We start from the raw sequence: 24,789 nt of genomic DNA, 5'->3' as shown, positions 1-24,789 counted from the left end.
TCAGCTATCCGAAGACGGACTGTCTACAGTCGGCGAAGTTGAACATGTATATGACCCGTGGCGCTATCCTGAAGACTGGGATGTTGAGTGCTTTTGTCCAGAAGGCCCCAAAATACTGAGGAAGGACGATTGGTTTTACATGTTGACCGCAGTTGGCGGAACCGCGGGCCCTCCGACTGGGCATATGGTTATTGCGGCGCGGTCGCGTTCTGTGAAAGGACCATGGCATCATGCACCGAACAACCCTCAAGTTCGAACCACTGACCGGTCCGAATCGTGGTGGTCACGAGGGCACGCGACACTGGTGGAAGGCCCGAGCGGCGATTGGTGGATGATCTCACACGGCTACGAGAACGGGTTCTGGACACTTGGACGGCAATGTCTTCTCGAGCCAATCCGTTGGAGAGATGATGGTTGGTTCGAATCGCTTGGAGGTGATTTGTCCAGACCGTTCCCCAAGCCCCTGCCCGATGAGCACCGGCCTCATGGTACTCCCCTGTCAGACGACTTCACGTCTGCATCACTCGGTCCCCAATGGGCATTTTACAATCCGTCTCCTGAAGAATATGGCCGTGTCTCCCTGAATGGCTCGGGACTGGCTCTGGCGGCGAAAGGCAGCACACCAGCCGATACGTCTCCACTCTGCGTAATCCCCGGTGATCGCGCGTACGAAGTCACTACACAGATTGAACTCGAGGCCGGTGCGCGCGCAGGTCTTCTCTTGTTCTACAATGCGGGCCTGTACTGCGGAATCAGTTATGGACCGGAGGGTCTTGTCATGCATCGGTACGGCCAGGAGCGGGCTCGCCCCGGTGACTTGAAACCGGGGCTCACCAAGTTTGATTTAAAGGCTCGCAACGCTCATCACGTTGTAACCTTCTTCACCCGGCTACCCGGCGAAAGATGGAAGAAGTTCGACGTACAGATGGAGGTATCAGGATACCACCATAATACAGCTTATGACTTTCTGAGTCTTCGCCCTGGATTGATGTCTGCCGGAACCGGGCATGTCCGCTTCAAGCAGTTTCAGTACAGGTCGCTTTCCTAGGCCGGTGAATCGACGAACTTTCCGACGGCTGACAGTCGCAGATCAATGTCACGCGCACCGTGCGTTTTAATCACGGCTTTTTGTCCCACATGCGCAGCGTGTACGCCGGTCACCGCACCGGTTGTAATTGCCATACCCTTTTTTAAAGGCATGCCTCGGCGCGCCGAATTCTCCAGCATGAAGCGGAAGGATTCGATCGGCCCCCCCGGAATTCCACTAGCGTCTCCTGTGCCGACTGTCTGTCCATCAATCAGCGTTTCAAATGGCCAGCGACCAAATTCAAGCGTATCCCAATCCGGTAACTCGTCACCGATGATCAGGCCATAATTGTTGCCGAAGTCAGAAATAGTCACCAAAGGTCCATGATCGTTAATACCGCTGAATGGACTGCTCGCGATCTCCACCCCCGTATGGACAGACCCGACGAGGGCGATAGCCTCTTGCGTAGAGTATCCTGTTTTCGACGGATCAGCGTCTTCGGCGACGATGATTACACACTCACCTTCGACCGCAGCAAACCCTTCCGCAAATACCGGGCTGTCCATCTCTGATGCTGTCTGATGGCGGATCAGTTTGTTGAAGACCGGGCCCGCCAGACGATCCGTTCCGAATCGCTCGACATCTGCACCATTGATCCGCCCCACCTTCCAGCCAGCAACTGCGTCAGGCCAGAGCGTTATAGCCTCATCCTGAATCGCATACGCGTCAGACAACGTAAGAGGCGCCTCTCCCGGATACTCACTCAGACTGCCAGCTGAAAGCCGCGCTTCAACGAATTTTTTTGCAATATTTTCAAAGACGCTCACGCTTTTTCCTCGGCCTGTTCGAACTGGGGTGGACAGTATAGGAAACCGGTGTCATTTTCAAACCTCATAATGATAAATTCTAGCGGAAACAGGCTGTCAGCGTCTTTTGGCTCGCCATTTCTGCAGACAAATGCGAGGAATCCGACATGGCGCAACACACAGCCTCCAGAACACTAGCTTTGCTCGCGATCATGTCGCTGGCCGGTTGCGCGACTGCGCAGACAACAACTGCCTCGACTGCGCCTGCAACATTCGAAACCGCAGTATCCGCAACGCCTGCTGCGCCCTGGATGGGGCCACTCGGTCCAGCAAGCACGACTGTCGGCGGCAAAGGCGGTCAAATTGTCAAAGTCACAAATCTGGATTCCGCTGGGCCCGGCAGTCTGCGCGAAGCATTGCAGGCTGAAGGGCCGAAGATTATCGTGTTCGAAGTTGGCGGCGTCATCGACCTCAACGGCGACAATCTACATGTCGCGACATCGAATATCACCATCGCGGGCCAAACGGCCCCCTCCCCCGGCATAACGCTGATCAAAGGCGGCATGGTGATTACCGGCGACGACATAATCGTTCAGCATCTTCGCATTCGTCCCGGAGATTTGGGTGAGGCCTATCGCAGTGGTCGGGATATCGACGCCATTACAACGATTTCTGCCCGCAATGTGATTGTTGACCACTGCTCGCTAAGCTGGGCGACAGACGAAAACCTGTCGGCATCAGGTCCGCGATTCACCGGCGACACGCCCGACGAATGGCGCGACGGCACATCCCATACAATCGCTTACACCAACAATATCATTGCTGAAGGCCTTTCCCATTCGACCCACGCCAAGGGCGAGCATTCGAAAGGGTCTCTTATCCACGATAATGTGAGCGACATCCTGATCTACGGAAACCTGTACGCACACAATTTCGAAAGAAGCCCACTGTTCAAAGGGGGCGTTCACGGCGCGATCGTGAACAATTTCATCTACAATCCAGGCCAGCGCGGGGTGCACTACAATCTCCAGGGTCTGGAGTGGGGAGATGTCCCTGCTGAAACCGGCCGGATGGATTTGGTCGGCAATGTCATGCGCGCCGGCCCCTCGACCAGTGACGGCCTTCCCCTGCTGATGATCGGAGGCGATGGGGCGCTGGATTTGCACATGGCCGGCAATGTCGCGCAAGACCAATGGGGTTCAGCCCTGCCAGATGCCGGTAGCTATACGAGCAATTCAGCCTCGGAATTGAGCGAGGCCGGACCTTCAGCGATTATGACAGATCTACCTATTCTCTCTGCTGGTCAGGTGGAATCTTACGTTCTCAAGAATGCCGGCGCGCGGCCCTGGGATCGCGATGCCATAGATGTGCGCATTCTTGCTGACACCGCCGAAGGCCGCGGGCAGATCATCGACAGTCAGGAACAAGTGGGCGGCTATCCGGAACTGGACGCGACATATCGCGAATTTGATCCGTCTCAATGGCATCTGGACACTATGAAGCCCGCCACGCAAGACGCCCTGGATTCCGGTCTCAAGGCCAAGGGGACTTGAAGCTGCTCCAAATCAGGTGAAAAAGGTTCGCTGGACAGCAAGGCTTTTCTATGAGTGACGACGAACAAGAGTCCAAACCGGCCCGCGACCGGTCTCAGGTGACAATTATCGACATTGCCCGCATGGCGGGTGTTTCGAAGAAGACTGTGTCACGCGTGATCAACGAGTCGCCGCTTGTACGTGAAGAGACCCGCAAAAAAGTGAAGGAAATCATCGCGGAGACCGGGTTCACGCCGAACCCGCAAGCGCGTGCCCTCGCCTTCCGCAAATCGTTCCTGATCGGGCTCGTCTATGACAATCCAAGCCCTCAATATGTCGTCAATATGCAGCGCGGCATCCTGGATACGCTGGGCGACACGGCTTTTCAGCTCGTTTTGCGTCCATGTGATCGTGGCGAAGACAATTATCGTGAACGGGTAAGATCCTTCATCCTGCAGCACAAGCCTCACGGCATCATCCTGACGCCATCTGTCTCCGAAGATGAGACTCTTGCCGAAATCCTGCGCGAAGAAGAGTGCGATTATGTTCGCATTGCGTCGCTGGAACTGGACATTCCGTCGCGCAGCATCCGTACGCACGATGCGCAGGGCGCCGAGATGGCAGCGGCCCACCTCGCCCAACTGGGGCACAAGCGTATCGGACACATTCACGGTCCCAAAACATTCCGGTCTGCCCATGAGCGCTTGTCTGGTTTCAGAAGCGGTTTGGAGAGCTATGGCCTTGAGCTTGCGCCCGAACTCACCGCCGAGGGCGCCTACACGTTCGATTCCGGCGTCTCCAGCGCGACCCGCTTGCTGAATCGCCGCGACCGACCAACCGCAATTTTTGCGGGTAATGATGAAATGGCCGTCGGTGTATATGTGGCCGCCCGTAAAGCTGGCCTNAGGATTCCGGAAGATTTGTCCATCGTCGGGTTCGACGACACNCCTATTTCNGCGCGCATCTGGCCGCCGCTGACAACTGTCCGTTCGCCNATCCGGGAGGTTGGACGCGCAGCTGCAGACCTGTTGCTGAAGCGCGGAAGCGGCTCTGACAGTCTCAAAGAACTGCAATCCTTCCAACTCGAATTGATCGTGCGCGAATCCACGCGCTCTGTCTGATTNGAGGCAAATGATGCGGTTGTCAGCCTCTGGAGCAGATGTTATGACACCGGTTACCAAATNAAATTTNCGCGNNNTTTTTGTATCACCATGTAAAGCGCGCCANGCCAGACGCAGGCGAAACCAGAACCATCAAAGGGACCCCCTATGAACATCGCACTCATCATCGAAAACAGTCAGGCCGCGAAGAGCGAGATTGTTCACGACGCNCTGAAAACCGTGGCCGAACCGCTGGGACACAATGTGCACCATTACGGGATGTATAGCCCCGAGGATAACACGCAGCTGACCTACATCATGAATGGTTTGCTGGCCGGCATTCTGCTGAATTCCNAAGCGGCNGATTTTGTCGTCACAGGGTGCGGNACCGGNATGGGCTCCATGCTCGGCTGCAACGCCATGCCNGGCGTTATCTGCGGCTTGGTGATTGATCCGACTGACGCGTTCCTTTTCGGTCAGATCAATGATGGCAACGCCATTTCCATGCCNTATGCAAAAGGCTTCGGNTGGGCNGCTGAACTGAACCTGCAAGACTGTTACCGCAAGCTTTTCGAAGTTGAGCGGGGTGTCGGTTATCCCAAAGAGCGCGCAGCCATCATGGCGAAGAACCGCAACATCCTAAGCGAAGTAAAAGCCGCNTCACACCATGACATGCTGACGGTTCTGAAATCTGTCGATCAGGACTTGCTGAAAACTGCGATCTCTGGCGAGCGCTTCCANGAATACTTCTTTGCNAANGCAAANGANGAAGCCATCGCAGAATATGTGAAGTCCGTGCTGGCCTCTTNAANCGCCNCAACACCAGACTTCACGTACAATAACTTTCTGGGAGAGGTTGATGAGCATCAATCCGTTCAGTCTTGAGGGCAAGACAGCCATCGTAACGGGCGCGAATACTGGCCTTGGCCAAGGCATGGCAATTGCGCTCGCAGAAGCTGGGGCCGATGTCTGCGTTGTCGGGCGAAGCGAGCCCAGCGAGACGCTCGACAAGCTTGCCGCGACTGGCCGCAAGTCGCACTCCATCCTGGCAGACCTCGGCTCNGCAGACAGTGTCGAGGCGATCGTATCTGACGCCAAGTCTGCGCTCGGCGGCATTGATATACTTGTGAACAATGCTGGTATCATCAAGCGAAACGATTCCATCGACTTCACGTTTGACGAATGGGACTCGGTGATGAATGTGAATCTCCGAACTCTCTTCTTTCTCAGTCAGGCCGTTGCGCGGGAAATGATTGCAGCAGACACTGGTGGAAAGATCATCAATATTGCCAGCATGCTGAGTTTTCAGGGCGGCATTCGGGTGCCNTCCTACACGGCATCNAAGAGCGGCGTGGCCGGCCTTACAAAGATTCTCGCCAATGAATGGGCCAAGCATGGCATCAATGTGAATGCGATTGCACCAGGATACTTTGCGACCAANAATACAGCCGCCCTTCAAGCTGANNAGACGCGAAACAAGGAAATTCTTGGCCGAATTCCATCCGGGCGCTGGGGCAAGCCATCTGATTTGGGAGGTGCCGCGGTTTTCCTCGCCTCCANTGCGTCGGACTATGTTCAGGGAATCACGTTGCCGGTCGATGGCGGCTGGTTGGCCAGGTAAAACGCGAGAACGGACGAACGCGATATGACTGGTTCAATCATCTGTTTTGGAGAGCTCCTCTTGCGGATGAGTGCGCCAGGTAACGAGCGTATCATGCAGTCTTCGCAATTCGGGGTTCACGTTGGCGGAGCTGAAGCGAATGTTGCGGTTTCGCTTTCGCAATTCAAGCACGACACGAAGATGGTCAGCGCACTACCAGACAATGTTCTGGGCGACGCAATTATTCGAGATTTGAAGAGCCATGGCATTCAAACCGAGCCTGTGCTTCGNGGCCAAGGTCGCGTGGGCCTGTACTTCTTGGAAACAGGTGCCGTGCAGCGCCCTTCCAGGATTGTGTATGATCGGACTGACAGCACGTTCACGACCACTCCTGCCGAGTCTTATGATTGGGACAGCCTACTTGATGAGGCAGACTGGTTGCACATTTCCGGCATTACACCCGCAACCGGGCTGAACGCGGCGAGGGCTGCCCTCAATGCTACGTCGGTCGCGAAGGAGCGGGGCGTCAAAGTATCTTTCGATGGCAATTATCGTGAACAACTCTGGAAGTCATGGTCCGGAGACGGTCCTCGGATTCTCGCGGAATTGCTCGATAAGGCGACATTGGCGTTCATCAATGAACTCGACATAAATCTCATCCTTGGAACGCAATATACGGATCGATCCGACGCAGAACAGGCCGCATTCGAACGGTTTCCAGCCCTGGCCTATATTGCATCGACACAAAGACAGCAGGCCAGCGCCAATCATCACATGATTACCGGGCGTCTCGCCACACGGACGGATGTCACAATGTCGGTAGAGATGGATATGCCCAATATCGTGGACCGTATTGGGGGTGGCGATGCGTTCGCCGCAGGTATCCTTCATGGATTGATTGAAGATATGCCACCTCAACGCATTGTGGATTTTGGCATTGCCGCTGCCGCGATCAAACATTCAGTGCCGGGGGACTACAACCGAGCGTGTATAGAAGAAGTGGAAGACCTGCTTTCGCAAAACGGTCTGGATGTGCGCCGCTAAGACGCGCACACGAGGAGGAAATTTGATGGACATGACCCGCCGAGCCTTTGCAAGCGGCGCTGCTGGACTTGCCGCATCCGTGACTCCGCTTATGGGCTTCTCCCGCCACCCATCTGATGATCCAGTCGCCCAAACCCGCCACGGCGCGGTGCGTGGGGTGCGGAAGGACGGAATCAACATCTTCAAGGGTATTCGCTATGGCACCGATACAGCGCAGACACGCTTTGCAATGCCCCGCCCCCCTGAACGATGGAAAGATATAAAGGAAGCCACCGAGTACGGATCGTCAGCACCGCAATTGGGCCGCAATGAATCTATCAGCGAAGACTGCCTGTTTCTGAACGTCTGGACCCCGGGCGTAGCAGATGAGGGAAAGCGCCCAATCATGGTGTACTTCCATGGCGGCGCCTACGCCAGCGGTTCAGGATCTTCGCCTCTGTATGACGGTCACAACCTTGCGACAAAGGGCGACGTGGTTGTCATCACCGTGAACCATCGCTTGAACGCCTTTGGATATTTGTCTCTCGGGCTTCTCAATCCCGATCTTCCGGATTCCGGCAATAGTGGCATGTGGGACCTTGTCCTGGCCTTGCAATGGGTTCGGAACAATGCGGAAAATTTTGGCGGAGACCCAAACCGCATCTTCGTATTCGGCCAGTCCGGCGGCGGAGCAAAGATTGCGACGTTGATGGCGGCACCTTCTGCCGAGGGCCTGTTTCATTCAGCTGCGACGATGAGCGGCCAGCAAGTAACTGCAAGCGGTCCGCTCAACGCAAAGGCGCGAGCTGAGAGCTTGCTGGGGTTCGTGGGCATCGATCCGTCTGATACGCATGCCCTTCTATCCATCCCCATGGAACGATTGGTCGAAGGCCTCGCAACCAACGATCCGGTGAACCCGTCACGCGGCCTCTATTTCGGTCCNGTCCTGGATGGGCGCTTCCTGGCTCGCCATCCGTTCTGGCCGAGCGCGCCCAAGCAGTCTGCACATATCCCAATGATTCTTGGGAACACGAAAGACGAAACACGCAATCTCATCGGGAACAAACTACCCGAAGCGTTTGATCTTAGTTGGGAAGATCTGCCAGCGTTGCTGGCCAAACATATGCGCTGTGACATCAGTCCGATCGAAGTCTTGTCGACCTATCAGTCCCTTTATCCGGACTATTCGCCGAGCGACGTATTCTTTGCCGCGACAACTGCGGGTCGCTCTTGGCGCGGTCAGGTCGAGGAAGCAGATGCGCGCGCCGCAGAAGCCGGGCCGACCTGGGTGTACCAGTTCGATCTGGGGTCACCAGAAGATGACGGAAAATGGGGCGCGCCTCATACGATCGATATCGCGTTCGCGTTCGACAATCTCGGCATGTCTGGTGAATACACCGGTACGCGGGTCCCGGCGTCCGATGATTATGCGCGTGTTGCCGATGAACTTTCCCGCGCCTTTATCTCTATGGCCCGCTCCGGCCAGCCTAACCATACCGGAATACCTGAATGGTCGCGGTACACACTGCCCGATCGCAAGACCATGATCTTCGATACGACAACTCGTCAGGAGAGCGATCCTCGCCAAGGCGAGCGGGAACTCTTCGCCAAAGTACCTTTCACTCAATGGGGAACCTGATCCATGAAACCAGTTATCTACATCACCATCGCTGCGGGTCTCCTAGCCGCCTGTTCTCAAGAGCCCGCTCAAACCCTGCAGAGCCAAGGCGACATCGTGACGGAATTCGCCCCGGATGACCTGCCCGGACCAGTCCAGGCAGCCGTGTCAGCCGCCATGCCAGACATGACCGTTCAGGAAGTGCTGCGGAAGGAACGAGACGAACGCGTGTACTTCGACGTCGAAGGTGAACGCGCGGACGGATCGGAAATTGAACTCGACATCTTGTACGCAGATGGCGTGGCGGAAGTGGTAGAAATCCAGCGCGACCTCGCCTGGCCTGATGTTCCAGCGACTGTACGCGAAGCCGCGCAGTCAGCGGGCGCAGGCGAGCCGGTCCGGATCATCGAAAGCGTCCAGACCGATGGAAGCATCATTTATGAACTATTCGCCGAAGGCCAGCCAAGTNACCCGGCCATGGAGGTCAAAACTTCGGACGGGCAGGTAGAGGTATTGGCGGAACGCTGGCCCCACTAAATCCGGCGGTGCCCTCTTGCGGAATAAATGACACCGGTTACCATAGACAAATGTTGCGCGAGCTGCCCCATTGAATGTGGGCGAGATAATTGCCGCGGGGAGGAAGATGATGAGACGCGTTCGAGTGGCGAACACACAGCCGGACCGGTGCGCCGGATGAGCGGAACGACGTTCCATATGACGCGTAGGCAGTCTCTGCTTGCTATCGGAGCCACTGCCGCACTCACCGCATGTGGCGAACGCTCTGGCAGGGATCTGCTCAGCGCAGATTCTCATCCGGACGGTTATCCAACTGTCGAAGCCGTACGGGAAATGGGCCGCCTGCTGAATGAGCGCAGTGGCGGTCGCCTCCGCATCAAAATGTATGCTGGCGGTCAGTTGGGGTCAGAGCGGGATACTCTGGAAATCACGACGTTTGGCGGNTTGGACTTGAATCGNGTCAACCTTGCACCGCTNAACTCAATCGAGCCACTGACGACCGTTCCTGCCCTCCCCTTCCTGTTTTCTTCGACCGCGCACATGCGAACAGCGCTCGATGGACCAGTGGGGGATCGCATTCTAGACTCCCTCGCTCCCCACGACCTGATCGGACTGTGTTTTTATGATTCCGGGGAGCGCAGCTTTTACAATACTCGAAAACCAATCCTGACGCCGGACGATATGCTCGGCCTGAAAATACGGGTGCCGAACTCAGACTTGTACGTCGCAATGATCAAAGCGCTGGGCGCAGATGCCACGCCNATGTCGCTTGGCGAAGTCTACCANGCGCTCGTGCANGGGGTGATCGACGGCGCTGAAAATAACTGGCCATCATTTGAAAGCGGGCGCCACTTCGAAGCGGCGCCCTACTACAGTTTGACCCGGCACATCATCGCGCCGGAAGTTTTGGTAATGTCGGCGAGCCGCTGGAGAAAACTGTCAGACGCTGACAAGACCCTTGTGAAACAAGCNGCCCGNGACTCCGTNCCCTACATGCGCCAGCTATGGGACGCACGCGTCGAACAATCCCGCGCCACGATCTTGGCGTCCGGCGTTGAAGTAAACGAAGTCTCGGATCTAAGCGCTTTTCAGGAACAGATGCGCCCCGTGTGGGACCGTTTTGTCAAAACTGATGCGCAAAAGGAACTGGTCGCAGCAATCGAGAAGATGAGGCCAGCCTCGTGATACACCTTTTGACCAAAACCACTCACATTGCAGCCGACTGGTTGGTACGCATTGCGGCTGTGGGCCTTGTCCTCATGACACTGATTATCGGCTGGCAGGTGTTCGGGCGTTACGTCCTCAACTCTACGCCCTCCTGGTCTGAACAGGCATCGCTTGCCTTGATGATCTGGTATGTCTCACTTGCCGCAGCGGCCGGCGTGCGCGAGGGATTCCACATACGCATCGTCGCCCTCGAAAATGCTGTCGGCCCCAGAACGCGTCTGTGGATGCGTATCGCGTCCAACATCGTCGTCGGCGCCTGCGGGGTTGCGATGCTGGTCTGGGGTGGTCAGCTCGTCACCAAGACTTGGGGGCACGTCATACCATCGCTCGGCATTCCACGTGGTTTGGCCTATCTGGGNCTTCCCATCGCGGGGGCGTTGATGGCCCTCTTCTCGGTGGAACGGGTGCTGGAAGAGATATCCGGCGAGAAAATCGAAGACGAGGAGGATCCGAGATGGAGCTGATTATTCTGGTCAGTGTACTTGTTGTCCTGCTCGCGCTTGGTGTGCCAGTGGCCTATTCGCTACTGGGGTCCGCTATGGCGACGTTCCTGGCACTGGATATTCCCCTTGTCGTCGTATTCCAGCGCATGGCGGCGGGCGTCAGTGTTTTCACACTGATGGCAATCCCCTTCTTCATTTTCGCAGGAGACCTGATGTACCGATCAGGCATCGCGAAGCGACTGGTAGAGGTGGCAGAAGGCGCATTTGGACGAACNCGAGGCGGACTTGGGCTCGTCAACGTTGGNGCGTCCACCATGTTCGGAGCTGTTTCCGGGTCTGCGATCGCCAGCGCATCCGCGATGGGCTCAACTCTCATGCCGCTAATGCGCGAGCGTGGTTATGATGGTGACTACACCGTGAACGTAACGGTCACAGCCGCAATCGTTGGCCTCCTTGTTCCGCCATCGCACAACATGATCATCTACTCCGCAGCGAGTGGAATAGGTGTCTCTATCGGCGACCTGTTCCTTGCGGGCATCATNCCCGGCATCATGACAGCAGCCNTGCTGATGTTTGTTGCATGGCGCGTGGCTGTAAAACGCGGCTATGCCAGCGGCGCGTTTCCGGGCTGGCGCAGTTTCTTGCGAGCCCTCTTGTTTGCTGTACCAGGATTGCTCACCGCCATTATCATCATGGGTGGAATTCTGTCTGGCATCTTCACTGCAACAGAATCGTCTGCAATCGCGGTAATCTACACAATTGCGGTCGGCGCATTCGTCTATCGCACTCTGGGCTGGCAACGATTTTCAGAGGCTGCGATGCAGTCTGTGAAGATTACGGCCATGGTATTGTTGATAATCGGCGCGGCGACAGCTTTTGGCTATGCGCTTGCAATCCTTGAAGCGCCCGCACAGCTCGCCGACATGATCACATCAGCGACTAGTAACCCGATCCTCGTACTGTTGATCGTCAACGTAATCCTGCTCGTACTCGGCACATTCATGGATATGTCGCCTCTAATCATCATAACGACCCCGATCCTGTTGCCTGTCGTTATGGAAGTGGGCGTGGATCCCGTTCACTTTGGTATCGTCATGATGCTGAATTTGGGGATTGGCTTGGTGACACCGCCCGTGGGATCAGTCCTCTTTGTCGGATCCGCAGTTGGCAAAGTACCGGTAGAAGAGGCCGTCAAAACGATCTGGCCATTTTATGGCGCGTTACTGCTGGCGCTGATGATCATCACATTCATTCCCGCGATCTCACTGGCCCTGCCAAATTTGTTCTAAGTCTATTCGCCGCAAATGTTCTGAACACTGCTTCGAACAACCAATTCGGTTGGCAGCATCTCGTGGACAACAGGCATGTCCTGTCCCGTCAGCATGTCCGACATCAGAGCCATGGCAACCTCTCCAATCTTTTCGGCCGGCTGCATCACTGTCGTCAGCGGCGGTGTGCAGTATTTCCCGAACTCGATGTTGTCGAACCCGGAAATCGAAAGGTCTCCTGGCAAATCATAGCCGAGGTCATGGGCTGCGCGGATCGCCCCAATCGCTATCTCGTCGCTCATGCAGAACAATGCCGTCAGGTGTCGCGCTCGAGAGAGCAATCGCTGCGCCGCCTGCTCTCCCCCGCCCATGGAGTATGGCGCGTACTCAACGATCGTATCATCGAAATCCAGGCCCGCATCTGCGATAGCATCCTTAATCCCCTTCAATCGCTCTTGCGTGACGAGGCGGTTTTGAAGACCAGCAATCACCCCAATGCGACGATGTCCTTGTGCGATGAGATGACGTGCCATCATGGCAGAGGATGATCGGTCATCAATTCCCACGGTCGGATACGCGCCACGGGGATCAGCGCTAATCGCCTGCACAAATGGTATCTGAGCATGCTCTTCATTGGGTAGAAGTTCGTTCAATGGTCGCTCCCCCAACTGGATCACGCCATCGGCGCGATAGGTCTGCACCATTTCGATTCCGACCCGCTCAATATCCATATCGTCTCCAGTGTCAGAGACGACAAGATTGAGCTTTGACTCGACCGCGCCACGTTCGATTCCGGATACCACTCGCGCGAAAAACACGTTGGCAATGTCTGGTACCATGACCAAAACTGTGTTGGTCCGCTTTTCTCGGAACAGCTGCGCTAGTGAACTTGGTTTGTATTTGAGATCGGTTGCTGCCGCCAATACGCGCGCCAATGTATCCTTTGACAGTTTTGCCGGATCAGAAAACGCCCGCGATACCGTCGCCGGGGAAACCCCTGCACGTCGGGCCACATCTCGAATCTGTGCCATGCGCGCCCTCCCCCGGACACCATTCAATTAACCACGCTCTACCGCGGAAACTGGCGTGCCGCGTGCAGAGCCAGCCTCCATCAAACACTATCGATCCTTGCAATGAAACCGGTTGTATAGAATGCTCTGTCGTAAAGGTGTTCACAGAATGATGCCGTAGGCAGTCCATCGGACTGGAAGAAAGAAAGAGATCGCGGTGTCTGCCCTGAAAGAAAGCGGGGCTGGTCTGCACTCGGGGGAGCAACAGATGGCTCTGCATGCGATCGATATCGCTGTAATTGCGGCCTATATCGGTTTGACATTGATCCTCGGATTCTGGATTTCCAGCCGCGCCAAGGCTGGCATGCGGAGCTATTTTCTCGGGGGAAACCGCCTGCCCTGGTATGCGCTCGGCTTATCGAACGCCTCAGGAATGTTCGATGTCGCTGGCACAATGTGGCTCGTCTCCATCCTGTTTGTATATGGCCTCAAGAGCATATGGATCCCCTGGCTGTGGCCAGTTTTCAATCAGATCTTCCTGATGGTCTTCCTGTCGATATGGCTCAGGCGCTCGGGCGCCATGACGGGGGCAGAATGGATTACGTTTCGCTTCGGAGACGGAACTGCCGCGCGGCTTAGCCACCTCATCATCGTCCTCTTCGCTCTTATTCTGGTTTTGGCTTACATGGCGTACGGATTTCTGGGCATCGGAAAGCTCGCCGCCCAATTCATCCCGTTTGATCTAGCCACCACGCTGCATCTCGATGTCTTTTTGCCACGGTCTCTTCGGGTAGCGGGACTTTCCGGCGACGACTTGCTCCAGCGAAACGCCATGATGAGCGGGCTGAACGAGAAAGCCTACGGCGTCTGCTTCATCATCCTGACCTCACTCTATGTCATCAAGGGGGGGATGTATTCGGTGGTCTTCACAGAGGTTCTTCAGTTCGTCGTGATGACACTGGCGAGTATCGGCGTTGCGGTGATCGCGATGATGCATGTTTCGCCAGATACGCTGGCAGCCGCCATTCCCGAAGGCTGGACGAGTCCGTTCTTTGGTTGGGAACTTGGCCTGGACTGGGCAGAGTTGATGCCATCAGCGAACGCGAAGATCGCAACGGAAGGCTACTCCCTTTTTGGAATATTCTTCATGCTGGTTTTGCTGAAAGGCGTCTTCACATCGCTCGCAGGGCCTGCGCCAAACTACGACATGCAAAGAATTCTATCCGCACGCTCTCCCGTCGATGCAGCCAAAATGAGCGCGCTCGTAAGTGTGGTCCTGAACTTGCCTCGATATCTTTTCGTCACCGGCCTAACGGTTCTCGCGCTTGTGTATTTCAGTCCGTATCTGAGAGAAATGGGGCCAGATGCAGATTTCGAATCTGTCCTGCCCTTTGCTCTGAAAGAGTTTATCCCGGCTGGTCTGTTAGGCCTAACGCTTGCCGGCCTCCTCGCGGCGTTTATGTCCAGCTTCGCGGCGCCGCTGAACGCTGCTCCCGCATACATCGTCAACGACATTTACAAAAAGTACTTCCGTCCGAACGCCCCGGAGAAGGCTTATCTGAGGATGAGCTATATCACGTCCACGATATTCGTCATTTTCGGGACAGTTTTCGGCCTCTTTCTAACCAGCATAGATATGTCCATCAAATGGATCACCGCTGGCCTGTATGGCGGGTACACCGCTGCAAATGTCGTCAAATGGTATTGGTGGCGAATGAACGGGTACGGCTATTTCTGGGGAATGCTGACCGGAATTATTGCTGCGCTCGCGTTGGGCCTTCCTCAGATCGACATTAACCCGCTCCACGCCTTCCCATTCTTCTTTGCCGCCTGCTTGGTTGCTGTGATCGTCGGATCCTTAATGACACCTGCAACCAATATGGAAACTCTGGAAGAGTTTTATCGAAAGACCCGCCCTTGGGGTCTCTGGAAACCCGTTTCAGATTCACTTGCCGCCAAGGGCCAGTCCGTACCCGAGAACTCGAACATGGGAAGAGACCTTCTGAACGTAGCCATTGGCATAATCTGGCAAACAGCGTTGATCTGCACACCGATATTCCTGGTGATTCAGGATTGGACGAAACTCTCCATCTCAGCCCTCATCGTCATTGCGACCAGCTTAATCCTGAAAGTAAACTGGTACGATCGGCTGGAAGACGACGCTACGCCCCCAGAAAGCCCGGCAACTTCACTCTCTGAGGCTCAAGCATGACGGATGCTCATCCCGCATCGCTGGATCTCTCTCTCTGGCCGTTATCCAGAGCNCCGAATCTGAAATGTCCACGAACCGAACGACTGATAACAAGTATTGTTGAATGGCTGACTCCAGCCCAGAAAGTGGGTCAAATCATTCAGGCCGACATCGCGTCAGTCTCACCGGACGATGTGGCAAAGTATCATCTGGGGTCAGTACTGAACGGCGGAAACTCCGCACCCGGTCGAAGGCAGAACACGCCCCTTTCGGATTGGCTCAATCTGGCCGATGAATTCTGGGAAGCTTCCATGAGCGCCGACGGCCCTAGAATACCGATTCTATGGGGAACCGACGCCGTTCACGGACACAACAACATTGCAGGGGCGACCATATTCCCTCACAACGTCAATCTTGGTGCGGCTAGAGATCCGGACCTTGTTGAAAGAATTGGTGCCGCCACCGCATTGGATATTCGCGCGTCCGGCATGGACTGGACCTTTGCGCCTTCCATCGCGGTGGCTCAAGATATCCGGTGGGGACGAACGTATGAGGCCTATTCTGAATGTCCCCAGCTTTGTGCCGACTTGGGGGCTGCTCTTGTGCGCGGACTTCAGGGTCTGCCCAATCAATCTGAATTTCTCGGTCCTGAGAAAGTCATTGCGACAGCAAAGCACTTTCTGGGAGATGGCGGCACTCGGAATGGGACGGATCAAGGCGAAACAATAGCAACGGAAGCAGAGCTGAGAGATGTGCATGCCAGGGCCTACTATTCTGCGCTTGAGGCGGGTGTGCAAACAATCATGGCATCGTTCTCCAGTTGGGGCGGACGGAAGATGCATGGCCACAAGCCCCTTCTAAGCGACCTACTAAAAGCGCATCTGGGCTTCGATGGAGTCATCATAGGTGACTGGAACGGTCACGGACAGATTGTCGGAGCAACTCCCACCAATTGTCCCGACGCATTAATGGCTGGCCTCGATATCTACATGGCGCCTGACAGCTGGAAGGAACTTCATGCATCGCTTCTGCGCCAGCTGAATTCCGGTGAGATCAGCATGGAGAGACTGGACGATGCTGTTCGGAGAGTTCTCCGACTCAAGTTTCGGGCTGGCATTTTCTCGGCCCCTAAACCCAGCGCACGACCCGGCGCTGCGATGGGACGTCGCCCAACATTGGCGAACCACGCAAAGCTTGCTGCCGAGGCCGTTCAGAAGTCTGCCGTGCTCCTGAAGAACCGGCACCAAACACTTCCACTGAATCCCGTGAAACATGTTCTGGTTGTCGGCGAAGCTGCAGACGACTTGGGAACACTTTGCGGCGGCTGGACACAGTCATGGCAAGGTGGACGCCTTCAACAATCCGATTACCCTCACGCTGAAACTCTGCTCAACGGCATTCGGCGGGTTGCAAAGGCCGCTGGAGGACACGTTACCTATGCAACCGGTGGGGAATTTTCAGAGCGCCCGGATGTTGCGATATTCGTTTTCGGTGAATCTCCCTATGCTGAGTTTCGGGGCGACAGGAATAGTCTGGAATACTCTGCGCCTGATAGTCGAGAGTTAGAGATCCTGAGACAGTTGAACCAAGACGGCATACCCGTGGTATCGGTGTTCATTTCCGGGCGCCCGCTCTGGACCAATCCTCATCTGAACGCTTCTGATGCGTTTATCGCCGGATTTCTCCCAGGCACACAGGCTGGCGCCTTGGCCGATCTCATTTTCTCCAATGGCGTTCTCGACTTCACAGGAAAGCTACCCTTTGCGTGGCCTACTGACACCAATCTGCCTGCGACTCGCGATGGTCAGAAGGGCTCATCTTTCACGTTCCCTTGGGGCTACGGCCTCGGCCTGCGTGAACCCGGCGACATCCCGAGTTTGAATGAACACAGCGGGCTCTCCACCGCCGATGACCTGACTGTGTTTCAGAAAGGCGTAACAGGTCCGAATTGGTCTATCAAACTCGGAAAGGACGGGCCAGCCCAAGCGTGGACCGGCGGCGGAAGAACAAGTGAAGATCAATCCCTAACAGCAAAGACCACAGATGTTGGACAACAGGAAAATGCCATCAATTGCACGTGGCACGGGTTCGAATCCTGCCTGTCATTCTATCATTTACCGCTGGATCTCTCACGTGAATTGAATGCAGGGTTTGGCTTCACTCTGATCGCATCGCGCGACTCGACTAATTATGAGAGTATTAGACTTCTAGCCTTGTCTGGAGATAGATGGTCTGACATCGGCCCATTGGGCGAACTCATGGTCTGGTCTGACGATGAAACACTTATCGTATTCGAAATATTGCTTCAGCATCTTCAAAAGGCCGGCACAGATTTAACTTGCTTGCAGGCTTTGGCATTCTCAGGACGCGATGGCGCACAATTGACCATGCTCCATTTAGCCGTAGAAATGCCGCGGACCTGACGCCAGAAGTTAGCTCTGGTCTGGTACGGAGTCCTTCTTCTGCCTGAACACAAATTTCATCAAACGAGAATCCGAACTGGATAGATCATCCCGGTCGCCGAGAAACTTTCCGAAGCTCTCCAGCCCCTCGACGTTGTCTGACACAACTTTCGCCATGAGAAGTATTGGCGTCGACAGCAGCATGCCCATGAAAGACCAGACCCACGCCCACAACGCAAATGAAATGAATACAACAACCGCGTTGAGTTTCAGACGCTTTCCGACCAGTATGGGAGTAAGCAACTGGCCTTCGATTGTATTGAGGACCCAATACATAAATGCTGGCAGCAGAGCTTGAGCGGTGTTGTCGAAAGTTACAAGTCCCGTCACGAGCGTCACTGCGATGCCACCGATTGAACCAATGTACGGAATGTAGTTCAGCAAGAATGCACCGAGACCGAATAATACCGCGTTCGGCATTCCAAGAGCCCACATAACGCAGCCAATGAGAACTCCGAGAGCGGCGTTAATGGCTGTTATTGTGAATAGATAAGTTGAAAGCTGGTTCTCTATTGTACGCGCCGCCGCAAGAGCTCTACGTTTATCCTTCAGCTTTGGCATCACCTGAACCAGCTTTTCGTAGAACATGTCGCCTGACGCGATGAAAAAGAAGCACAGCGTTATGGTAATGACCAGCTGACTGATTACTGCTGGAGTCGCCTGCGTCATTACACTGACGAACCCAGGTTCGCGCAACGCAACAGTCTGCTGCTCTCCCTGCTTTGTCAGGGCCTCAATCTGATCTCCGGCTTTCAACACCGGCTCTATCGTTCCGAAAAGACCACTAAGCTCTCGACGAACTTCTTCCGCGAACGTCGGCGCATCGCTGACATATTCTTGCAAGGCTTCGGATATAAAGAAAAACAGCGTTCCGAGTATGATCATGAGACTTATCATGATGATNCCCGCCGCAGCGCTCGGCGGAATACCAATCCCTCCTAAGGCTCTCCTCACGGGAGAGAACGTCAAGGCCAAGACCAATGCGGTGATGATCGGCACAAAGACGCCTTGCGCTACGCTGAGGGTTCCGAGCGCAAGAATCCAAAAAATTCCGGTAACAGCCCAATTGCGAACAACGTCGTGTTTGCCATCGGCGCCAGACCGGTCGAGTTTGTTGTCGTTTGCCGGCACTCGCGTCTCCTCGGGATACGAATAAGCTACGCGTCAATGCCTGCCAAAGTTCCTCAGCTGAGCGACATATAAAAAAAGGCGCCACAACTGTGACGCCTTTCTACTCTATCTCGCACTCCATCAGGTTACGTTTCGACCACGCACAGCCCTTGCAACGAATGACAGCACGAGAAGCACAAGGAATACGAAGAACAGNATTTTGGCGATACCTGCTGAAGCGCCGGCAATTCCGCCGAATCCCAGAACAGCAGCAATAAGTGCCAGAACGAAAAATGCTATAGCCCAACCGAGCATGATGACTACTCCTTCTTTGTAGAAACAGATCGGCGCGTTGCCGATACGATGCCTAACCAACTTGGAAAGCGCGAGATAAGTTCCACACTATTTTTTCGACCGGATGCGGAACCCGTATCGCAAATCGACGTTGTTTGACTGTTCGAATTAGAAAGGACACAGATTATGAGAAATACAATGAAAATCGCTAGCGTCGGCGCTCTCGGCGCACTCGCAACCCTCCTTGCAGCTTGCAACACGGTCGACGGGGTTGGCAAAGACGTTGAAGCAGGTGGAGAAGTGATCCAAGATGCTTCCAATGAAGTTAAAGAAGACATCAACGACTAAGTTGGTTCTTAACTNCCTGANTAAGCGCGCTCCNAGGGGCGCGCTTTTTTCGTACTTTCATAAGAATCCTGAACCGAANTTNTCCGNCAATGGGCGTTACTTGCCAGACGGCAGCAATAGGACGCGGGATGCTCTNCGNCACTGAAGCCGGCCGCATTTGTTCCAGGCACAGGAACAAACCTGACTGAGCGCCACGATCACCATAGACAACACCGCGCTTACCTTACCGATCCCAATGAGTCGGAACAACACTTTCACATTCGCAGAAAGGCCTTGATTGGCACAAGGAGCATCAATTATCGGGCGGGGCGTATTGGAATTCATACCCTTTAAACGCCGCCCTTCGCTGACGGTTCCCATCTCAGCTCGACGGAACATGCGATCAACTACTGCGTTGAACCCTCAGCTACCGAGGATGAAGAAATATGAGAAACTCCATTTTTGCCGCCGCCGCTCTATCAGCAAGCATGTTAAGTGCATGCGATTACGATAGCCAATCAGATGGTGTGGAAACACCAGGCGCAGAGGTATCGAACCCAGTTGAGGAAGAAATGCAAGAGACAGGCGAAAGCCTGCGGGACGCTGCAGATAATGCAGCCGAGGAGATCGAAGCAGCCAGCGAAGAAGCTGAGAATGCGGTCAACGACGCTGGTGAATCGATGACTGAATCTACCGATATTCCACAATAGTTTCGAACTACCGCCAAAATCGAAGCCCGGACATGGTCCGGGCTTTTTGTTAAGATCTTAAAGGTCCATCACCAAACGGTGGGAACATCCTTGACCTGGTTTGGCTTCCGTCGTGAACTCCGCCGAAAGCTGTCTCGCAAAAGCAACCATCAGCTTTGACCCAAGACCAGAGCTCCCATCCTTCACCTCATATCCGAGCCCTGTATCCCTTATCTCAAGAGTAACAGTTTCAGAATCAGCGGTCAGATTTACTGCAACTTCGCCGCCATCTTCCTCAAATGCATACTTCATCGCATTTGTGACCGCCTCGACAATGAACAAAGCCATCGGAATTGCATCATCTGCGTCACGCTGAATATCATCATAGGTCTGAACAAGATTGATACCAGATTCGGTCATTCCCAACGCATCCGAAAGATGGTTCAGCAGCCCGGTCAAGAATGGGCGCATGTCCACGCTCTCCAGTCGCTCGTTCTGGTAAAGTGTCTGATGCACAATTGCCAAGGCATCAATTCTATGTCGCGTTGCCGAAATGGCTTCTTTGGCTTGCGGATCTTTTAGCTGGCGCCCTTGAAGGTTCAAGAAACTCGTTACGATCTGGAGGTTGTTTTTCACCCGATGGTGAATCTCTTTCACCGCTGCATCGCGGGTCGCAATCGCTTCTTTCAGATCCCGGTCCCGGTGATCGATATCCTGCGCCATCACTTCCATTGCGCGGGCCAGGCTTCGGATTTCAGAGGGCGCATCAGAGAACGAGTTGCCCGCTTTGAACTGATATCTACCCGCACCGTATATACGGACCGTGCGCGTCAGTCTGGAAATCCAGCGAAGTACAAGCCCGTCAATCGCCAGCCACGCCGACAAGAGCGTTACGGCAAAGGCCAGAAGGGGCAAACCGAAGGATGTTGCAGGGCGTACAAAAAGGTCATTCCATAAGCCATATGACGGTCTCGCTATCACCGCGTAGATGTTCGAGTCTCCGACGGGTCGAAGGGCTACGTCAACGGTGCTTCCGTCAGTCTCGTCCGCCCGGAACAATTGTGCATCGCGGGTTTCGTTCACCGCTTCGATCCATTCTTCCGGAATGGACGTAATGGGCGTATCTCCGAACACACGTCCTGTTTCGTCGGCAATCGCGAGCGAAACGGATTCTGGCAAATACCCCGTGCGGACAAGGTTTGCCAGATCGACTGCACCCAGCGCAAATGTGTTTATTCCAGTGAACTCGCCCGTTTCGTTTTCGACGCGCTTGTTCAAGGCGAACAACCATTCTTCACTTGCGGATCCAAAGAAGGCATCACTTCGCGCAAAAGAATCTCCGCCAGAGCGGAGACGATCATGCAAGACCTGATTCTCACGACTAAGTTTGGGAGAACCGACGGCGGCGCAGATCACGTCACTCTTTTCGTCGAATGCGACAACATTCGTGAGAGACGGAATATACTCGATCAGCTCGTTATACACCCCACTACATTCTCCGGCTGATAGCCGCGGCTCGTAGAGAGATAGCAACAACTCCGCCTGCTGAAGCGATTGATTCACGCCATCAATTGCTGCGCCAGCCACGATCACCAGGTTCTGAGCCTGGCTCTCCCGTACGTCGCTGGCGTCGATGTAGGCTTTAAAGGCGGACAAGAGCAGGACAGGCGTTAGCGCCGCGGCAAGCGTCAGGACGAGCTTGTTCCGGAGCGGCGCTGCACTTGGGGGTGCGCTATCTGACTCTATTACTTCTTGATCATCCGACACCGGCAATATCGTCCGCCTGCCGCATGATGTCGTTGAATGCGTCCTCTGCCTTCATGTTGGAATCATCGCTGAAACCTGCGCCATTCGTCTCAAGGATCTCGACGATCGCCTTGCGCGCACGAGAAACACGGCTCTTGATAGTTCCGACAGCAACACCACAAATTTCCGCAGCCTCTTCGTAAGGCAGCCCGCCCGCTCCAACGAGAATCAGCGCCTCACGCTGGTCGATCGGCAACATGCCCAGCGCATTGCGCATGGCCAAAAGGTCTATCGAGTCTGAAGGATTGCTATTGGAGACCAGTGTAGCTTCTGCAACTTCGGGGTCGAGCGGCGTTCGCCGCCAGGAACGGCGCTTTTCGGAATAAAACACGTTGCGAAGAATGGTGAAGGCCCACGCCTTCATGTTCGTCCCGGCCTGGAAGGATTCACGCGCATTCCACGCTTTCAGCATTGCATCCTGGGCCAAGTCGTCGGCGAGGGTTGCATCACCGCACAGGCTGCGNGCAAATGCGCGCAAGTGCGGGATCAGCTCGGCNAGCTCGCGCTTGAATTCCGCGTCGCTNAGCTTTTCCTTATTGTCTGTCATGGCCGCCCCCTCAGGATTTGTCTGAGGTTGAAGATGGGCGAGCCTTGTCAGCTTCTTCGAGAAGCCGAAGGAACTCGTCCGGAACATCTTCTTGCGCAACTTCGTCGTACACGCGCCGCAATTGTTCACCAATGCGCTGCGTCCGCCTCTTGCTTCCGAGGTCGGATTTGACGGCGTTTGTGCGTCCGGTCTTGTCCATTCCGTCTAAACTATCCTGATTCACGATCCAAATACCTACTATATGAGTCTAATCCATAAACCTACAGGCAGCGTAAAAGTTCCAACAAAGTGCAGTTTTTTGCACTATGGTGGAACCTAGACGGGTTTCAGGAATTATTAATGNGGTCCCAGAAGAGAGGTTCCCATGAGTTTGGTACAATCCTTCGCCCCCCATTTGCCGTTTCTTCGGCGATACGCGCGGGCACTAACCGGCAGTCAAGATAGCGGCGACGCTTACATTCGCGCATCTCTGCAGGCACTCGTCGAAAATCCTGATATTGTTGAGGATTCTGAAGATCCGCGACTTTCCCTGTATCGTTTCTTCCATGTTATCTGGGGAACGACAGGCGCACAATTGGAAGGCAAAGCTGCTGCGTCCAGCGACCCGGCGGACACACGCCTTCAATCGCTAGCCCCAATTCAGCGTCAGGCTTTCCTGCTGACAGCACTCGAAGGCTTTTCTGCCTCCGAAGCGGCCTACATTCTCGGAATTTCCGATGATGAGCAGCGCATGCTTGAGCAAGACGCGCAAAAAGAGATCGAAAGCGAACTGGCCACGAAGGTCCTCATCATCGAGGATGAGCCGATCATTGCGGCAGACCTAGAAAGCCTTGTCGAAGATCTCGGTCACACCGTCACCGGCATTGCCACGACCCACCGTGAGGCGCTTTCTCTCTTCGGCGCCGACCTGCCTGGGCTCGTGCTTTGCGACATCCAATTGGCCGATGGGTCCTCAGGCATTGATGCGGCCCACGATATTCTTGCCGACCACGATGTTCCAATCATCTTCATTACAGCCTTCCCCGAGCGACTGCTCACCGGCGAACGTCCAGAACCAACCTATCTGATTCCAAAGCCGTTCCAGGAGAATACNGTGAAGGCCGCGATCGGNCAGGCGCTCTTTTTCCATCCTGCNCACAACAAGGTAGANGCTTGATCCCAACATCTNGCGATCAATAAAAGGCCGCTCCNGACAAGTCNGGAGCGGCCTTTTTTGTATGTGATTGGAGATCGTCTAGGCCGTAATAGCGAAGGCGAGCAACATTCCGATAAGAGCGATCACGATGCCGATCGCCATGACATTCAACAAGCCGGTTCGGCGGCGGCCCTGACGGGCTTCTGTTGTTGATACTTCTTTTTCGTTGTGAGTGGTTTGCATCTTATTCTCCAGTAATTGAAATCAGGACTAATGGCGTCGAGTAGGGCTTTTGAATCTTCAGCGGACGACACCATTCTCCGTTCGAGTTCCATTCAACGCGCGTTCCGCCAGCTCAGGTTGAGCAGCAAAATCCAGCTTCCGCATGTGCAGATAGTCTGTGTCGAACTGCGACAGGGCGGTGAGGCGATCCCGGTCCAAAATCGTTATTTGTCCCCGCGATTCATCGATCAGCCCCACGCGGCGGAGCGCAGACATGGTTCGGGATACATGCACAGGTGTCAGTCCCAGTGCATCTGCCATGTCCGTGCGCGTAAGGGGCATCGGCAAGTGAACTTCGGAACCGCCCATCGCCGCATGCATGCGCCGCTGTAGCTCCAGCAGGAGATGCGCAATGCGTTCTTTGGCTGATCGGCGACCGATGCGGACAATCTGCTCCCTGAGGATCGACTCCTCCTGGACCGATGCCCACCAGAAAGCGGATGCTATATCCGCATTGCTTCTCAGACAGTGAATAAATTGCTCTGCGCTTACGGCCTGCACCGCCATCCGAGTCAAGGCAGTCACGGAATGATCGGCTTCCACACCCGCCACAACCTGCAAGTCAAAGACATCTCCAGGCAGCATGAAATTGACAATTTGCCGGCGACCGTCGTCCAGGGTTCGGTACCGGATCGCCCAGCCATCTTTCACGAAGTACATGTTGCGGGGTTTCTCCCCAACGCGAATGATGTCCTCATTCGCGTGGAAGACGCGCGACCGCAGGTCAAGATGGTCAAACTGCTCCCACACATCAGGCGGGAGGGTAACGTACCGCG

25 protein-coding genes and 1 pseudogene are annotated in these 24,789 nt (G+C 55.0%); 17 read left to right on the top strand and 9 right to left on the bottom strand.

The features are described 5' to 3' along the window. Both CBB91_RS13485 and CBB91_RS13480 read left to right on the top strand, forming a co-directional pair. A pseudogene (locus tag CBB91_RS13485) lies at positions 1–409 on the top strand (family 43 glycosylhydrolase); the annotation flags it as partial. A gap of 30 nt (positions 410–439) precedes the next feature. Then, positions 440–1,048 carry a hypothetical protein gene (locus tag CBB91_RS13480; protein WP_273014626.1) on the top strand — a complete coding sequence of 203 codons (609 nt, stop codon included), beginning with the start codon at positions 440–442 and terminating at the stop codon, positions 1,046–1,048. Here CBB91_RS13480 and CBB91_RS13475 read toward each other — a convergent pair. Further along, positions 1,045–1,854 carry a hypothetical protein gene (locus CBB91_RS13475; RefSeq protein ID WP_273014624.1) on the bottom strand — a complete coding sequence of 270 codons (810 nt, stop codon included), beginning with the start codon at positions 1,852–1,854 and terminating at the stop codon, positions 1,045–1,047. The two genes, CBB91_RS13480 and CBB91_RS13475, sit on opposite strands and share 4 nt — an antisense overlap. 146 nt (positions 1,855–2,000) lie before the next feature. On the opposite strand from CBB91_RS13475, the gene CBB91_RS13470 reads away from it, so the two are divergent. The 10 genes from CBB91_RS13470 to CBB91_RS13425 all read left to right on the top strand — a co-directional run bounded on the left by CBB91_RS13470 (position 2,001) and on the right by CBB91_RS13425 (position 12,181). Continuing rightward, a complete protein-coding gene (locus CBB91_RS13470) occupies positions 2,001–3,386 on the top strand; it encodes a pectate lyase (protein WP_273014622.1) in 1,386 nt (461 codons plus the stop codon). Positions 3,387–3,436: 50 nt separating this feature from the next. Continuing rightward, on the top strand, positions 3,437–4,486 hold the full coding sequence (locus CBB91_RS13465; protein WP_273014620.1) for a LacI family DNA-binding transcriptional regulator: 1,050 nt from the start codon (positions 3,437–3,439) through the stop codon (positions 4,484–4,486). 147 nt (positions 4,487–4,633) lie between these two features. Further along, the gene (locus CBB91_RS13460) at positions 4,634–5,350 is read left to right on the top strand and encodes an RpiB/LacA/LacB family sugar-phosphate isomerase (protein ID WP_273014619.1); all 717 of its coding nucleotides are present in this window, start codon (positions 4,634–4,636) and stop codon (positions 5,348–5,350) included. Beyond that, positions 5,325–6,086, top strand: coding sequence for a 2-dehydro-3-deoxy-D-gluconate 5-dehydrogenase KduD (kduD, locus tag CBB91_RS13455; RefSeq protein WP_273014617.1), 762 nt, complete (start codon positions 5,325–5,327; stop codon positions 6,084–6,086). The genes CBB91_RS13460 and kduD overlap by 26 nt, the downstream gene beginning before the upstream one ends. A 24-nt stretch (positions 6,087–6,110) precedes the next feature. After that, positions 6,111–7,109 carry a sugar kinase gene (locus CBB91_RS13450; RefSeq protein ID WP_273014616.1) on the top strand — a complete coding sequence of 333 codons (999 nt, stop codon included), beginning with the start codon at positions 6,111–6,113 and terminating at the stop codon, positions 7,107–7,109. A 25-nt stretch (positions 7,110–7,134) separates the two neighbouring features. Beyond that, positions 7,135–8,727, top strand: a complete 1,593-nt coding sequence (locus CBB91_RS13445; protein WP_273014614.1) for a carboxylesterase/lipase family protein — start codon at positions 7,135–7,137, stop codon at positions 8,725–8,727. 3 nt (positions 8,728–8,730) lie between these two features. Then, on the top strand, positions 8,731–9,243 hold the full coding sequence (locus tag CBB91_RS13440; RefSeq protein WP_273014612.1) for a hypothetical protein: 513 nt from the start codon (positions 8,731–8,733) through the stop codon (positions 9,241–9,243). Between the two features lie 156 nt (positions 9,244–9,399). Further along, positions 9,400–10,407, top strand: a complete 1,008-nt coding sequence (locus tag CBB91_RS13435; protein ID WP_345906882.1) for a TRAP transporter substrate-binding protein — start codon at positions 9,400–9,402, stop codon at positions 10,405–10,407. Next, on the top strand, positions 10,404–10,913 hold the full coding sequence (locus CBB91_RS13430; protein WP_273014609.1) for a TRAP transporter small permease: 510 nt from the start codon (positions 10,404–10,406) through the stop codon (positions 10,911–10,913). The genes CBB91_RS13435 and CBB91_RS13430 overlap by 4 nt, the downstream gene beginning before the upstream one ends. After that, on the top strand, positions 10,904–12,181 hold the full coding sequence (locus CBB91_RS13425; RefSeq protein WP_273014607.1) for a TRAP transporter large permease: 1,278 nt from the start codon (positions 10,904–10,906) through the stop codon (positions 12,179–12,181). Before CBB91_RS13430 ends, CBB91_RS13425 begins: the two co-directional genes overlap by 10 nt. A 2-nt stretch (positions 12,182–12,183) precedes the next feature. Here CBB91_RS13425 and CBB91_RS13420 read toward each other — a convergent pair whose 3' ends face one another. Continuing rightward, entirely contained in the window at positions 12,184–13,191 is a 1,008-nt protein-coding gene (locus CBB91_RS13420) for a LacI family DNA-binding transcriptional regulator (RefSeq protein WP_273014605.1), read from the bottom strand. Between the two features lie 247 nt (positions 13,192–13,438). Between CBB91_RS13420 and CBB91_RS13415 the strand changes: the two genes are divergently transcribed. Both CBB91_RS13415 and CBB91_RS13410 read left to right on the top strand, forming a co-directional pair. Continuing rightward, positions 13,439–15,382, top strand: coding sequence for a sodium:solute symporter family protein (locus tag CBB91_RS13415; RefSeq protein WP_273014604.1), 1,944 nt, complete (start codon positions 13,439–13,441; stop codon positions 15,380–15,382). Next, positions 15,379–17,784: a glycoside hydrolase family 3 protein gene (locus tag CBB91_RS13410; RefSeq protein ID WP_273014602.1), complete on the top strand. Its 2,406-nt coding sequence runs from the start codon at positions 15,379–15,381 to the stop codon at positions 17,782–17,784. Before CBB91_RS13415 ends, CBB91_RS13410 begins: the two co-directional genes overlap by 4 nt. Before the next feature lie 9 nt (positions 17,785–17,793). On the opposite strand, the gene CBB91_RS13405 is transcribed toward CBB91_RS13410, so the two are convergent. Beyond that, the gene (locus CBB91_RS13405) at positions 17,794–18,954 is read right to left on the bottom strand and encodes an AI-2E family transporter (protein WP_051602427.1); all 1,161 of its coding nucleotides are present in this window, start codon (positions 18,952–18,954) and stop codon (positions 17,794–17,796) included. Positions 18,955–19,074: 120 nt separating this feature from the next. Then, positions 19,075–19,248, bottom strand: a complete 174-nt coding sequence (locus CBB91_RS13400) for a DUF1328 domain-containing protein (RefSeq protein WP_273014599.1) — start codon at positions 19,246–19,248, stop codon at positions 19,075–19,077. A 165-nt stretch (positions 19,249–19,413) separates the two neighbouring features. Between CBB91_RS13400 and CBB91_RS13395 the strand changes: the two genes are divergently transcribed. Together CBB91_RS13395 and CBB91_RS13390 are read left to right on the top strand one after the other, a co-directional pair. Next, on the top strand, positions 19,414–19,575 hold the full coding sequence (locus CBB91_RS13395) for an entericidin A/B family lipoprotein (protein WP_081805988.1): 162 nt from the start codon (positions 19,414–19,416) through the stop codon (positions 19,573–19,575). Positions 19,576–20,000: 425 nt separating this feature from the next. Next, on the top strand, positions 20,001–20,264 hold the full coding sequence (locus CBB91_RS13390) for a hypothetical protein (protein WP_273014597.1): 264 nt from the start codon (positions 20,001–20,003) through the stop codon (positions 20,262–20,264). A 57-nt stretch (positions 20,265–20,321) separates the two neighbouring features. Here CBB91_RS13390 and CBB91_RS13385 read toward each other — a convergent pair whose 3' ends face one another. The 3 genes from CBB91_RS13385 to CBB91_RS13375 form a co-directional block, all read right to left on the bottom strand. Further along, complete coding sequence (locus CBB91_RS13385; RefSeq protein WP_273014595.1) at positions 20,322–22,010, bottom strand: sensor histidine kinase; 1,689 nt, start codon at positions 22,008–22,010, stop codon at positions 20,322–20,324. Continuing rightward, the gene (locus tag CBB91_RS13380) at positions 22,000–22,596 is read right to left on the bottom strand and encodes a sigma-70 family RNA polymerase sigma factor (RefSeq protein WP_035547904.1); all 597 of its coding nucleotides are present in this window, start codon (positions 22,594–22,596) and stop codon (positions 22,000–22,002) included. The genes CBB91_RS13385 and CBB91_RS13380 overlap by 11 nt, the downstream gene beginning before the upstream one ends. A 10-nt stretch (positions 22,597–22,606) precedes the next feature. Beyond that, positions 22,607–22,795, bottom strand: coding sequence for a NepR family anti-sigma factor (locus CBB91_RS13375; protein WP_035547906.1), 189 nt, complete (start codon positions 22,793–22,795; stop codon positions 22,607–22,609). Between the two features lie 165 nt (positions 22,796–22,960). On the opposite strand from CBB91_RS13375, the gene CBB91_RS13370 reads away from it, so the two are divergent. Beyond that, positions 22,961–23,752: a response regulator gene (locus CBB91_RS13370; RefSeq protein ID WP_273014593.1), complete on the top strand. Its 792-nt coding sequence runs from the start codon at positions 22,961–22,963 to the stop codon at positions 23,750–23,752. A gap of 78 nt (positions 23,753–23,830) precedes the next feature. Here CBB91_RS13370 and CBB91_RS13365 read toward each other — a convergent pair whose 3' ends face one another. Together CBB91_RS13365 and CBB91_RS13360 are read right to left on the bottom strand one after the other, a co-directional pair. After that, a complete protein-coding gene (locus tag CBB91_RS13365; RefSeq protein ID WP_273014592.1) occupies positions 23,831–23,974 on the bottom strand; it encodes a hypothetical protein in 144 nt (47 codons plus the stop codon). Positions 23,975–24,031: 57 nt separating this feature from the next. Continuing rightward, the gene (locus CBB91_RS13360) at positions 24,032–24,763 is read right to left on the bottom strand and encodes a Crp/Fnr family transcriptional regulator (protein WP_345906881.1); all 732 of its coding nucleotides are present in this window, start codon (positions 24,761–24,763) and stop codon (positions 24,032–24,034) included. Between the last annotated feature and the right edge of the window lie 26 nt (positions 24,764–24,789).

This window comes from Hyphomonas sp. TMED31 (genome assembly GCF_002172815.1).
Lineage (GTDB): Bacteria > Pseudomonadota > Alphaproteobacteria > Caulobacterales > Hyphomonadaceae > Hyphomonas > Hyphomonas atlantica.
Note: the sequence above shows the minus strand (reverse complement) of the source record. Positions and strands in the feature narration are given on the sequence as shown.